This window comes from Microbacterium sp. Bi121, from assembly GCF_918698005.1.
Taxonomy (GTDB): Bacteria; Actinomycetota; Actinomycetes; order Actinomycetales; family Microbacteriaceae; genus Microbacterium.
Genome location: NZ_CAKKLJ010000001.1, coordinates 465,492 through 477,803 on the forward strand (window position 1 = coordinate 465,492; position 12,312 = coordinate 477,803).

The 12,312-nt window shown below is 68.0% G+C and carries 11 protein-coding genes; 1 reads left to right on the plus strand and 10 read right to left on the minus strand.

The window, feature by feature from the left end; translation table 11 throughout:
• Position 1: 1 nt before the first annotated feature.
• The 4 genes from LQZ87_RS02240 to LQZ87_RS02255 are packed head-to-tail and all read right to left on the minus strand — an operon-like array spanning position 2 to position 3,832.
• Positions 2 to 1,033: a DctP family TRAP transporter solute-binding subunit gene (locus LQZ87_RS02240; RefSeq protein WP_230101809.1), complete on the minus strand. Its 1,032-nt coding sequence runs from the start codon at positions 1,031 to 1,033 to the stop codon at positions 2 to 4.
• Positions 1,030 to 2,016, minus strand: a complete 987-nt coding sequence (locus tag LQZ87_RS02245; RefSeq protein WP_230101810.1) for a shikimate dehydrogenase — start codon at positions 2,014 to 2,016, stop codon at positions 1,030 to 1,032. Before LQZ87_RS02245 ends, LQZ87_RS02240 begins: the two co-directional genes overlap by 4 nt.
• Positions 2,013 to 3,287 carry a TRAP transporter large permease gene (locus LQZ87_RS02250; protein WP_230101811.1) on the minus strand — a complete coding sequence of 425 codons (1,275 nt, stop codon included), beginning with the start codon at positions 3,285 to 3,287 and terminating at the stop codon, positions 2,013 to 2,015. The genes LQZ87_RS02245 and LQZ87_RS02250 overlap by 4 nt, the downstream gene beginning before the upstream one ends.
• Positions 3,284 to 3,832 (minus strand): TRAP transporter small permease subunit, encoded by a 549-nt coding sequence (locus tag LQZ87_RS02255; RefSeq protein ID WP_230101812.1) that lies wholly within the window; start codon positions 3,830 to 3,832, stop codon positions 3,284 to 3,286. Before LQZ87_RS02255 ends, LQZ87_RS02250 begins: the two co-directional genes overlap by 4 nt.
• A 111-nt stretch (positions 3,833 to 3,943) precedes the next feature.
• Between LQZ87_RS02255 and LQZ87_RS02260 the strand changes: the two genes are divergently transcribed.
• Positions 3,944 to 5,713: a sugar phosphate isomerase/epimerase and 4-hydroxyphenylpyruvate domain-containing protein gene (locus LQZ87_RS02260; RefSeq protein WP_230101813.1), complete on the plus strand. Its 1,770-nt coding sequence runs from the start codon at positions 3,944 to 3,946 to the stop codon at positions 5,711 to 5,713.
• A 206-nt stretch (positions 5,714 to 5,919) separates the two neighbouring features.
• Here LQZ87_RS02260 and LQZ87_RS02265 read toward each other — a convergent pair whose 3' ends face one another.
• The 6 genes from LQZ87_RS02265 to LQZ87_RS02290 all read right to left on the minus strand — a co-directional run bounded on the left by LQZ87_RS02265 (position 5,920) and on the right by LQZ87_RS02290 (position 12,299).
• Positions 5,920 to 6,906, minus strand: coding sequence for an SRPBCC family protein (locus LQZ87_RS02265; protein WP_230101814.1), 987 nt, complete (start codon positions 6,904 to 6,906; stop codon positions 5,920 to 5,922).
• Between the two features lies 1 nt (position 6,907).
• Complete coding sequence (locus LQZ87_RS02270) at positions 6,908 to 7,273, minus strand: helix-turn-helix domain-containing protein (RefSeq protein WP_230101815.1); 366 nt, start codon at positions 7,271 to 7,273, stop codon at positions 6,908 to 6,910.
• A 56-nt stretch (positions 7,274 to 7,329) separates the two neighbouring features.
• On the minus strand, positions 7,330 to 9,009 hold the full coding sequence (locus tag LQZ87_RS02275) for an AarF/UbiB family protein (protein WP_230101932.1): 1,680 nt from the start codon (positions 9,007 to 9,009) through the stop codon (positions 7,330 to 7,332).
• A gap of 56 nt (positions 9,010 to 9,065) precedes the next feature.
• Positions 9,066 to 9,707 carry a PadR family transcriptional regulator gene (locus tag LQZ87_RS02280; protein ID WP_230101816.1) on the minus strand — a complete coding sequence of 214 codons (642 nt, stop codon included), beginning with the start codon at positions 9,705 to 9,707 and terminating at the stop codon, positions 9,066 to 9,068.
• Positions 9,708 to 9,881: 174 nt separating this feature from the next.
• Positions 9,882 to 11,225, minus strand: coding sequence for an HNH endonuclease signature motif containing protein (locus LQZ87_RS02285; RefSeq protein ID WP_230101817.1), 1,344 nt, complete (start codon positions 11,223 to 11,225; stop codon positions 9,882 to 9,884).
• Between the two features lie 63 nt (positions 11,226 to 11,288).
• Positions 11,289 to 12,299: a PfkB family carbohydrate kinase gene (locus LQZ87_RS02290; RefSeq protein WP_230101818.1), complete on the minus strand. Its 1,011-nt coding sequence runs from the start codon at positions 12,297 to 12,299 to the stop codon at positions 11,289 to 11,291.
• Positions 12,300 to 12,312 lie beyond the last annotated feature (13 nt).

A 12,312-nucleotide genomic window follows, 5' to 3' on the forward strand; every position in this document is an offset into this window, starting at 1 on the left:
ATCACTCGGAGGTCGAGCGGATGGCCTCGTAGACCGCGAGGGAGTCTCCGGTCAGGGCCCCGGAGAGGTACTCCTCCGCGGTGGCGCTGAACGCGTCGCGGTCGACATCGTCGACGACCTCCCAGTCGCCGCCGGAGCGCCACTCGTCCAGCACCGTCGCCTCGTCCTCGTCGACGCACGACGTGACCTCGGTGATGGCCTTCTCTGTGGCGGCGCTCAGCGCCTCCTGCTGCTCGTCGCTCAGCTCGGTCCAGACCTGGCCGATGATGACGAGGTTCGTGTTGAGCTGGTGCGAGCTCAGGCTGACGTAGTCCTGCACCTCCTTGAGGTTGGAGGCGACGATGTTCGTGATCGGGTTCTCCTGGCCGTCGACCGTTCCCTGCTGCAGGGCGAGGTAGAGCTCCTCGTACGCGACCTCTGTCGCCTCGGCGCCGAGCGCCTTGGCGTTCATCAGGAACTGCGGCGATCCGGGGAAGCGCATCCGCAGCCCCTGCAGGTCGTCGGGAGTGCGGATCGCCTTGTTCGCGGTGAACTGGCGAGCACCGGCCGACCATGCCCCGAGCGTGTGGACACCTGTCTCGGCCTCGAACGCCTCGGTGACGGTGTCGGAGGCGTCGCTGGCCATGAAGCGCGCCAGGTGGTCGGCGTCGTCGAAGGCGTATGCCGCGTCGAGCACGCTGATCGGTTCGTAGACGGCGCCGAGGGCGGATGCGCCCTGGATGTCGATGTCGATGTCTCCGGATGCCACTGAGGCGATGCGGTCGGCGTCGCCTCCGAGCTGGCTGGACGGGAAGATCTCGATCTCGAGTCCCACGTCGGCCGCCGCCACCTCATCGGCGATGACCTGCGCCCCGCAGCGGTGCTGGGGCTGGTCCTCGTTGTAACTGTGGGCGAGCGTGAGCTTCTGCGTCGCTCCGGTGTCGCCGGCGTCGCCGCCGGTGCCCTCTCCTCCGCTGGAGCAGGCGACCAGCAGCATTGCCGGTGCTGCGACAAGGGCGAGCCACATCGTTCGCCGCGTGCGTCGTGCGTTCATCGGTTCTCTCCTCTTTCTGGTGCGTGTGGTGCTGTTTCGGGTGGTGCTGTTTCGGGTCGTGCTGTTTCGGGTGTTGCTGGGGTCGTGGCCGCCTCGGCGGCGACCAGGTCGTGGAGGTCGGCGAGCATCGCCGTTCGGTCGGCGCGCTCCCCGGTGAAGATCTCGAAGGCGTCGGCTGCCTGGTGCATGGCCATGCCGAGGCCAGACATTGTGCGGATGCCGCGGGCGCGGGATGCCGCGAGCAGCGCGGTGTCCGCGGGGCGGTAGACGATATCTGCGACACGGGAGCCGCTCGGCAGAAGCGCGACGTCGAACGGCGTGCCTGGATGGGCGGCCATGCCGATCGGGGTCGCGTTGACGACGAGGTCTGCGCCGGCGAGCTCGACCGGCAGATCGACGAGGGCTGCCGCGCGTGCTGCGGCGCCTCCGAGCGCACTCACCTGCGCGGCGAGCGCGGCGGCGCGGTCGGGCACCTGGTCGACGAGCACGAGCTCGTCGATCGGACGCTGTGCCAGAGCCGTGGCAACGGCTGAGCCGGCGCCTCCGGTTCCGAGCAGCACGACGCGGCCGAGGGGCTCTGTGCCGAAGGCGTCCGTCAGCGCGGCGCCGAAGCCGGTGACGTCGGTGTTGTGGCCGATGGTGCCGGCATCCGTGAACACCACCGTGTTCACCGCACCCACCGCGCGGGCGCTGTCACTGAGGTCGTCGAGCAGCGGCAAGACGGCCTGCTTGACGGGGTGGGTGATGTTGAGGCCGTCGAATCCGAGCCTCTGCGCCGCCCGCAGCAGAGTCTCGAGATACTCGGCGGTGCCCTCGGCCGGTGCGAGATCGATCGTCCGGTACACGTAGTGCATGCCGTGGCGAGCGCCCTCGAACTCGTGCATCGGCGGCGTGAGCGACGGGGTGACGCCCTCGCCGATCAGTCCGATCAACACGGCCGGCCGGCGATCGAGCTCGGTGCGGGAATGACCGGCGAGCGTCACAGACCCAGCACCCCCGGCAGCCACATCACGGCGTCGGGGAACGCGATGATGAGCACGCAGATGACCAGCAGCGGCACGATGAACGGCAGGCTGCCGCGGAACACCTCGCCGATGCGGGTCTTCGAGACCGCTGCCGTGACGAACAGCACGGTGCCGACCGGCGGGGTGAGCAGCCCGATCATGAGCGAGAGGATCATGAGCACGCCGAGCACGATCGGATCGACGCCGATCTGATTGCCGATCGGGAGGATGATCGGCACGGTGAGCACGAGGATCGCGGTGGCGTCGATGACGGTGCCCAGGATCAGCATGAGCACGGCGACGAGGATCAGGAAGACGACCGGGCTGTCGGTGATCGCGAACACCAGCTCGGTGAGCATCTGCGGCAGACGCTCCCGGGCGAGGATGTAGCCGAGCAGCGACGCCGAGGCGACGATGATCATGATCGATGCGGTCGTGGTGACGGTCTCGGTGAGCGCCCTGATGAAGCCCTTCAGCGTGAGAGAGCGCTGCAGGATGCCGACGAGGCCGATGTAGACGACTCCGACGGCCGCTGCCTCCGTTGGGGTGAAGAACCCGCCGAGGATGCCGCCGAGGATGATGAACGGCGCGACCAGCGGCAGGATGACGCCCTTGGTCGAGTCGAGGAACTCGGCGCGGTTGAACACGCCCTTCTTCACGTGGTCCATCCGGCGCACCAGCATCCACACCACGATGCACAAGCCGATGGCCATGAGCAGGGCCGGGATGACGGATGCCGCGAAGAGCGCACCGGTGGAGACCGCCGCGAGCCCGGCGTAGATGACGGCGGGGATGCTGGGCGGCATGACCGGCGCGATCAGCGCCGAGGTCGCTGAGACTCCGGTGGCGAATCGGCGACCGTAGCCTGCGCGGATCATCGCGGGGATCTGCACCTTGCCGAGTGCTGCGGCGTCGGCGACGGCCGAGCCGCTCATCCACGCGAAGCCGACGCTGGTGCCGACGGCGACGTAGCCGAGGTTGCCGCGGACGTTGGCGAGCAGCGCCTGAGCGAAGCGGAACAGCCGGTCGGCGATGCCGGCGTGGTTGGCCAGCGCGCCGAGGAAGATGAACAGCGGCACGGCGAGCAGCGGGAAGCTGCTGGCGGCGTTCGTGACTGTGCGCAGGGCCATGCCGAGCGACTGCCCTTCGATCGCCATGTAGACGAGGGAGGGGCCGAGGAATGCGAACGGGACGGGGACGCGGATCGCCAGGAGGATGGCGATCGCGAGGGCGAGGAGGAGGAGAGTCACAGTCCTGCCACCTCCGGCTGGTCCTCATCGACTTCGGCGATGATCGGGCCGTGGATGGCGATGTCGGCGGCGGCGATCAGCGCACGGATGGTGGTGCTCACCACACCGATGAGCACGGGGATGTACACCCACGACATCGGCACCCGCAGCACCGGCGACTTCACGATGCCCTGCGTCTGGACGAGCGCCCACGCCTCGAGAGTCATGCCGAAGGCGGCAGCGGCCACGATGACGAGCGAGATCACCTGGATGAACCGGACGGCCATGGGGTTGCGGAGGGAGTCGACGAGCTCGAGGGCGATGTGGCCGTGGGTCGTGACGAGCACACCCATGGCTGCGAAGGTCGCCCACAGCAGCGCGAACCGAGCGAGCTCGCCGGTCCAGGCGAGGCTCTCGAACGGCAGGTAGCGCTGGAGCGCCTGATAGAAGACCAGGACGAGGATCATCAGGACGGAGACACCGCCGATGACCAGCTCGATGCCGGTGATGTAGCGCGCTGTCCGGCGCAGGATGCCGGTGCGCTGAGGTTGCTGATCTGAAGTCACAAGACGCCTTCGTCCTCGGTGGTTCGGGTACTGAAGTTGAATGTACTGGTTAGTACATTGATTGAGCAAGAGCTCTGGGAAATTAATGTACAAACTGGTACGTTCACTGCCATGCGAACCTCCATTGCCTCCGTCTGCATCTCCGGCGGGCTCGTCGAAAAGCTCCACGCCTGCGCTGAGGCAGGCTTCGACGGTGTCGAGATCATGGACGCCGATCTCATCGCCGCCCCAGAGTCCCCCGAGGAGATCCGCGCCCTGTGCGATCGACTCGGTCTGAAGATCGAGATGTTCCAGCCGTTCCGAGACGCCGAGGGCGTGTCAGACGATCTGTTCGCCGACAACCTGCGCCGGGCCGAGGCGAAGTTCCAGGTGATGAAGCGTCTCGGGACCGACCTCATGCTCGTGTGCAGCAACGTCGGCACTGCGACGGTCGATGATGACGCGATCATCGCCAGGCAGCTCGGCGAGCTCGCCGACAGGGCTGCGGTGCACGGCATCCGACTCGCCTACGAGGCGCTCGCCTGGGGCCGATTCGTCGACGACTACCGGCGGACGTGGGAGATCGTGAAGCGAGCCGACCGACCGAATCTCGGTCTGTGCCTGGACAGCTTCCACATCCTCTCGCTCGGCCACGACCCGGCGGCGATCGAGGAGATCGACGCGGAGAAGATCTTCTTCCTGCAGCTCGCCGATGCTCCGGCGCTCGACATGGACGTGCTGTCATGGAGCCGGCACCACCGGTTGTTCCCCGGCGAGGGGTCGTTCGATCTGGTGGGCTTCATGACGCATGTCATGCGGGCGGGATACACCGGGCCCTGGTCGCTCGAGGTCTTCAACGACACGTACCGACAGACCGACACGATGCGCACTGCGGCACACGCCCACCGCTCGCTGGTGTGGCTGGCGGATCGGACCGCCGCCGCGAACGGCTGGTCTGAGGACCTTCTCGGCTCTGCACCCTCGACATCCGGCTTGGACTTCGTCGAGGTGGCTGGGGCCGATCTCGCCGAGGTCGACGAGCTGCTCGGTCAGCTCGGTTTCGCCTTCGAGGGACGTCATCGGTCGAAGCCGGTGCGCCTGTGGAGCGCCGGCGCTGCCCGGATCATCCTGAACGAGCAGGTACGCAGCGGCGAGGCCGTGCTCGCGGGAATCGGGTTGAGGACGGCGGATGCCGAAGCCGCGGTCTCGCGCGCGCTCGCACTCGGGTCGCCGTCGGTGTTCCGGCGGACGTACGAGGGGGAGCAGGAGCTGCAGGGGGTCGCGGCGCCCGACGGCACGCAGGTGTTCTGGAGCTCGCTGCCCGTCGAGCAGTCGTGGCTGCAGGAGTTCGAGGGCGGCACCCGTGGCGGTGGTGAGCTGGTCGGCGAGGTCGACCACATCAACCTCGCCTACGCATGGCAGGACTTCGACGAGGCGGTGCTGTTCATGTCGAGCGCGTTGTCGCTGCAGGCCGATCCGCCGGCCGATGTCCCCGGGCTGCAGGGGCTGATCCGCAGTCAGGTGATGCGGACTCCGGACGGCATCATCCGCGTGCCGATCAACCTCGCCCCTCCCACGGCGAAGCCTCCAGCACGGCACGTCGCGGTGCGGACCGCGGATGTGTTCGAGGTGGCGCGCCGGGCGCGGGAGCGCGGCATCGATCACCTGCGGATCCCGGCGAACTACTACGACGACCTGGCGGCGCGGTTCGATCTGCCGGCCAAGATGCTGTCGTCACTGCGCGAGCTGGATCTGCTGTACGACCGGGATGCGCAGGGCGAGTTCATCCACTTCTACACGCGGACGATCGGCGACGTCTTCTTCGAGGTCGTCGAGCGCCGCGGCGGCTACGACGGGTACGGAGGCTCGAACGCGCCGATCCGGCTGGCCGCCCAGCGGTAAGTGCCAGGTTTCTGCCTGCCGCCCTGCATAACTCCGGAGCTTCTCGCAGAATCTGCGTGTTTCCGGTGCCGAACTCGCCCAGAACGCAGTTTCTCCGGAGTTGTGCGGCGCCGACGCGGCCGCTCACCTGGGCACAGCCCTCACCACCGCAGCAGTCCGGCCCCGGATCCACCGGATCCGGGGCCGGAGCAGCAACTCCTGTGGAGTTACGAACGGGCGGCGCTCAGCACCTCGCGCTCGAGGCGCTGGAACGACGACTCCATGCCGTCGGCCATGCCGGTGGCGAGGATCATGTCGCGCGTGTCCTTGTCGGGGTACTCGATGAGCACCGTGACCAGGGTGGCGCCGTCCTCCTCGTAGAGGTTGAGGTCGTTGAGCGTCTCGGTCGGCAGTCCCTGCATCCGCTCGGTGGTGACCGCGCGCCGCGGCGGGTCGCTGAGCAGCACCTCGCCCTCGAATCCGAACAGCTCACCTTCGGTGTCGCCGACCGGTGCCCACGAGTTGCGGTAGCTCTCGCCGACCGTGGTGGTCGCGACGCACTCCGTCATCTCCCAGCCGTCGGGTCCGAGCATCCACTGCCGGATCAGTTCCGGGTCGTGGTGCGCGCGCCAGACGAGCTCGCGCGGGCCGTTCACCAGCCGCGTGATGCGCACGTGCGTGTCGTCGAGCAGCTCGACGCGGGTGCCCTTGCCCTCGGCGTATTCGCGGAGGTCCTGCAGGACGGCATCCAGCTGCGCCATCGCCATGCGCGAACCCTCGACGGCGCCCATCGCGACGACCTGCTCGAGCGCCTCGGCGCTGTCGAAGTAGCTCGTGTTAACCATGCGCGACCCGGCCTCGGTCTCTTCGAAGTTGAAGCTCATCCGCATCGCGGGGAATCCGTCGAGCGGGTTGCCCTCGTCGTCGACGAACGAGTCGATGACCTCGAAGCCACGCGGCTCGTCGATCGAGATGAACTCCCACGAGCCCGACGACTTCTCGCCGCGAGGGCTCGTCATGAAGTACTGCGCGCGCCCTCCCACCCTGAGATCGAACTCGCGGAATGTGGACGGCCACCCTGGAGGGCCCCAGAAGCGCTCGAGCTGGCTCGCGGTCGTGAACGCGTTCCACACGCGCTCGACCGGAGCAGCGAACTCGGCGGTCAGCGTCATCGTCAGGCTCTGCGGATCGGTGGTGATATCGGTGACAGGCATTTCAGACTCCTTCGTTGGATTCGGCGTTCGATGCATCCGAGGCGAGCAGGTCATCCAGGCGGGAGATGCGAGCCCGCCACAGCTCTTCGTAACGGGCCAGCAGCGCCCGAGCGCGCGCGATCATCTCAGGATTCGCACGGACGAGCCGCTCGCGTCCCTCAGCGCGTTTGATGATGAGGCCGGCGGCCTCGAGGACGGCGACGTGCTTCTGCACGGCCGCGAAGGACATCTCGTAGTCGCCCGCGAGGGTTGATACGGATTGTTCCTCGGTGATCGTGCGGCGCAGGATGTCACGCCGGGTCGCCGTCGCCAGTGCGTGGAACACACGGTCGATCTCCGTCTCGCTCAGTTCAGATTGTGCAACCATTTGGTTGTACGTTATGCCGAGGCGGATGCCGTGTCAAGAGGTTCTCGGTATCGACCTCAGCGCCGCCCGGCGCCGGCGAACAGCGCGTGCGCGAGCGGCACGACGGACGCCGCCAGCAGCACGATCCCGAGCGGCGGCGTCGGAACGATGAGCAGCGCCCCGCCGACCGCAAGTCCGGCGAACACCACAGCAGAGACGACGCGTCGACCGATGCGGATCAGCGAATCCAGACGACGTTCGAGCCGCGAGGTGTCGAAGGTGATCGTGCCTTCTTCGATCTCAGTGATGACGGCGTCGATGCGTCCTGGCAACCGGGCCGTCGTCACCGCGGCCCTCCATGCCTCATCGGCGAAGGCACGAACGGTGCTGCCGGTCTCATCGCGCAGCAGCTGCGCCGCGAACGGCTCGACGGCATCCCACACGTTGAACGTCGGATTCAGCCCGCTGCACATGCCCGAGGTCAGCGCGACGGCGCGGAACAGCAGCAGCATCCCCTCGGGAAGCTGGAACGGCAGCGCCCGGATCGTGTCGCCGAACTCGCTGGCGAAATCACGGAACTCGCGAGGGTCGACAGTGGCGAGCTCCGCGAATCCCATGCCCCCGAACCGGGCGAACAGGGCGGTGATCGCCTTCTCGAACTCCTTGGTGTCGGCGGAGGGCAGCAGGACGCCGACCTCCTGCGCAGCATCCACGAGCTTGCGGCCGTCGCGAGAGGCGACGGCGATCACGAGGGCGCGCAATCCGCTGCGCAGCCCCTCAGGAACCTGACCCATCATGCCGAAGTCGATGAACGTCAGCCGCCACGCGTCGGGAGTGGCGCCGGGTGTCACGAAGATGTTCCCAGGGTGCGGGTCGGCGTGGAAGAAACTATGCGTGAACACCTGCTCGAACATGGCCTTGGCGAAGGCATCCGCCACTTCGTCGGGGTCGATGCCCGCCCCGCGCAGAGCATCCGTGTCGTTGATCTTGATCGCGGTGACGTCCTCGAGCGTCAATACCCGACGGGTGGTGCGCTCCCAGACGACCTCGGGGGTGGCGACGCGCGCGTCGGCGGCGAAGTTCTCGCCGAAGCGCTCTGCGCTCTGCGCCTCGTGCAGGTAGTCGATCTCCTCCAGGCTCGTCTGCGCGAACTCCTCGACGAGCGCCGGCGCGTCGACGCGATCGGAGACGATGCGCACCCGCCGCAGCCACCCGGCCACCTTGCGGAGTGCGGCGAGGTCCACCGCGACGATCTCGTCGATGCCTGGACGCTGCACCTTCACGACGACGTTCTCGAGCCCGGTGTCGGCCGCGTCGAGTTCGGATAGTCGCGCGCGGTGCACCTGGCCGAGGGATGCCGCGGCGAGCGCCCGTTCGTCAACCCAAGCGAACGCGCGGTCGAAGGGTACGCCCAGCTCGGCCTCGGCGAGCGCTTTGATGTCGGCGAACGGCACGGCCGGAACCTCGTCCTGCAGGCCGGCGAGCTCGTCGGTGATCTCGGGAGGCAGCACGTCGAGGCGCGACGACATGAACTGCCCGACCTTGATCATGAGGCCGCCGAGGTCGACGGCGAGCACGTGGAAGCGCTGTGCGATGCGGCGCATCCGGTCGGTGCGTGTGCGCTCTGCGATGCCGGCGAGCCCGATGCGCGGCAGGAACAGCTCGAACCACCACAGCTGGACGAGCTGCAGCGACGCGAAGCGCAGGATTCGGCGATACCGGGCGCGATGGGGCCCCGGGCGTCCCGCGTCAGCCATCATGCCCCTCCCGCGATGCCGAGCTCGTGCTGGTCAGATGCTGATGCTTCAGCGGATCAGTCCTGGGCAAGGATCGCGTACAGCTTACGGCGGGCGTCCTCGAGGATCTCGACGGCCTGGTCGATCTGTTCTGGGTTGCTGCGGGCGAACTGCGCGGCCGCTCCTGCGAGGTCGACACCTGCCTTCGCGAGGGCGCGCTGGCGCTCGCCGGGCATTCCTCCACCGCGACCGTCACGACGCGCCCCGTCGCCGTTGGCCGCCCACGGGGCCGGAGTGTCCGCCTCATCGGCCACGGCACGACCGGCCTCGGTGAGCGAGTAGGTCTTGCGTCCGTTCTGCTCCTCGGCCTCGACGAGTCCCTCGTCGGCGAGCAGCTGCAGCGTCGGGTACACGGACCCCGCGCTCGGCTTCCACGTTCCGCCTGAGCGGTCTTCGATCTCGCGGATGATCTGGTAGCCGTGCATCGGCTCCTCGGCCAGGAGCGAGAGGACCGCCGCCCGCACGTCTCCGCGCGCCATGCGCGTTGAGCCGCCGGGGCGGGACTCGAACTGCTTGCGAATCTGGTCGAGCGCGTCGAAGATCATCGCCCCTGGGCCACCGGAGCCGCCAGAGCCGCCGAAACCACCGGAACCGAAGCCGCCGAACCCGCCGAAGGGCGAGCCCGACCCGAAACCGCTGTTGTGGGATGAGTCGTTCATGATGACCTCCTGGTTCGCGGTGCGCCGGCAGCGCGCCCGTGCATGTCAAGCTCCGTTCGTGCCGAGCGGAGTGCGTTAACGATATATCGCTATAGATCGTTCGGAAAGCCTTCCCAGCGAATGCACGGGATCGACCATGCGGCGCCGGTTGGCGCACGGCGTCGCGCCCCGCGCTCACGCCGCGATATCGAACCGTGCCCTGCCGCCGAGCCGCGGCGTCCTCGCCGGATCGACGTAGGCGGGCGGGATGAACCACACCCGAGCGCTGGTTCCCGCGCCGTCGATCTCTATCTCCCACCCGTTGTCATGGATGCGATGGTGACACGTCTCGCACAGCAGCACGCCGTTCGACAGGTCGGTCGGCCCTCGATCTCGCTGCCACCATCGGATGTGATGTGCCCGGGTCATCTCGGGCGGAAGCCCGCACATCGCGCATCCGCCGTCGCGTTCGGCGAGCGCGAGTCGCTGGGTCTTGGTGAAGAACCGCTTCTCGCGCCCCCAATCGAGGATCTGACTGTCGCCATCGAACACGCAGGAGATCACGCCGCCGCTGGCGGCCATCCGCCGCGCCGCTCCGACGCCGATCGGCTGGTCGATGCCGTCGATCGTCGCCGATCCGACACCCGACTCGAGGTCTTCCAGGCTCATCCGGACGATGACCGTCGCGCCCGCGAGCACCGGCCCCTTCGCCTCGCAGCCGAGCATGTGCGCGCAGAACGCGCTGAGAGCATCGGCCTGGATCATCGCGACGGTGCGGTGATCGGCATCCGGAGCGTCGGGGTCGACAGCATCCTTCCGCGCGGCGAATGTCGCACTGACAGCACCGCGCAGGGCTGCAGCGATCGGCGCGCCGGTCTCGGCATCCCATTTTCCGTTGAAGTGGAGGTAGCCGTCGCGTTCGAAGAACGTCAGCGAACGCTGCGCACGGCGCTCGTCTTCTCGCGGCTCGACGCCGTCGGGGTCGAGCCACGCCTCGGCACGCACGATCAACTTGCGGACCTCGTCGAGACCGAGCCCGACGGCCGCTTCGACGAGCAGTCGCTCCCCTTCGACGATGCGCACGGCACCCGCAGCCACGCGGCAGCGATCGAGCAGTCCGATGATCAGCGCCGATGCCTGCGCACTCAGCGCACCCGAGTTCAGCGCCTCACGAACGAGCGGATACTTCGCCGGCAGCTTCGCGCCCAGCAGGTCTGACCGCGGTGCCGTGCTCTCACCCACTTTGATCAGCCGCAGCGCATCGCCCGTCGAGACGCCCATTGTCGTGGACAGCATCTTGGCCGGTGTGCGGAATCCCTGTTGCTTGGCGAGCGACTCCGCCCCGAGCTCCGGACGCGATTCGCGTGCGAGACCTGCGGCCACGTCGACCTGGACGGCATCCAATCGCCGTTGCACGAGTGCGACAGCATCCGTCGCAGAAACGAGCTGTTCTCTCGTAAGCTCGTTCGAGTCATCGGCGCCCGCCCACACCCGTTCGAGACTTGTGATTGCCTCGTGGAGTGCGGTCAGCTTTGACATACCTCCAGAGTATGCAGGGCCACCGACATTCTCGGAAGAATATTCGAGGTTGTGGATAACCCGTCAGGCGTTCAGAAGGAAGTCCTCGACCTCGTCCGCGGTCGGCGCCGTCGTCGGCCCTCGGCGCGTCACCTTGATCGCTGCGGCTGCATTGGCGCGCCGGCTCGCGTCGACCCAGCTCACCCCGGTCGCGACGGATGCCAGCAGCGCGCCGGTGTGCGTATCGCCGGCGCCGTTCGTGTCCACCGGCTTCTGCGGGAAGCCAGGGACGTAGGTCGTCTCGCCTGCGACGGAGACGGCACACCCCTCCGCACCGTCCCGGACGATCGCGACGGCTCCGTCTCGCAGCAGCGCCGGGACGGCAGCCGCCTGATCGACGATCTCGCGATCGGCCCCAGAATCAGCGAGCTCAGAATCAGCGACCCCAGAAACAGAAGCGGACAGCGCGGACAGCAGATCCGTCGTCTCCTCCGCATTCCCCGTCCACACGTCGGTGCGGGCGAGCATCGCATCCCGGACCTGGGCAGGAAGCGAGGCGAACGCCGCGCCGGGGTCGAGCACCACGACGGCATCAGGCGGCAGGGTCTCCATCCACGCCAACAGCGGGTCGCGGGTCTGCTCGACCGCCAGCGAGTATCCGGTGACGCAGACGAGATCGCCGGGTCCGGCAGAAGCACTGGCCAGGGAATCGACCGTGATTTCGCGCTCGGCACCGAGGGTCGTGACGAACGTGCGCTCGGCCGTCGGCTCGACCAGGACGACGCAGACGCCGGTGTCCTGCGTGGTCACCGGCGGCGCGGATGCCGCGATGCCATCGGCTTCCAACGCCGCACGGATCGCGTCTCCGTGCGGGCCGGTGCCCACCGCACCCGCGTGCACGCAGTCCGCGCCGAGACGCGCGGCGGCCAGCAGCACGGTGACAGCCCCGCCCGCGTACTGGGCGACGGAGGATGCCATGACGTTCTGCCCTCGCGCGGGAAGGGCGGGCACCTCGATGACCTCATCGACCAGGGCCTGTCCGGTGTGGATCACGCGGGGCATCGGCCCCGAAGAAGATGAGGCATCCATGCGCATGCGGTCAGCCTAC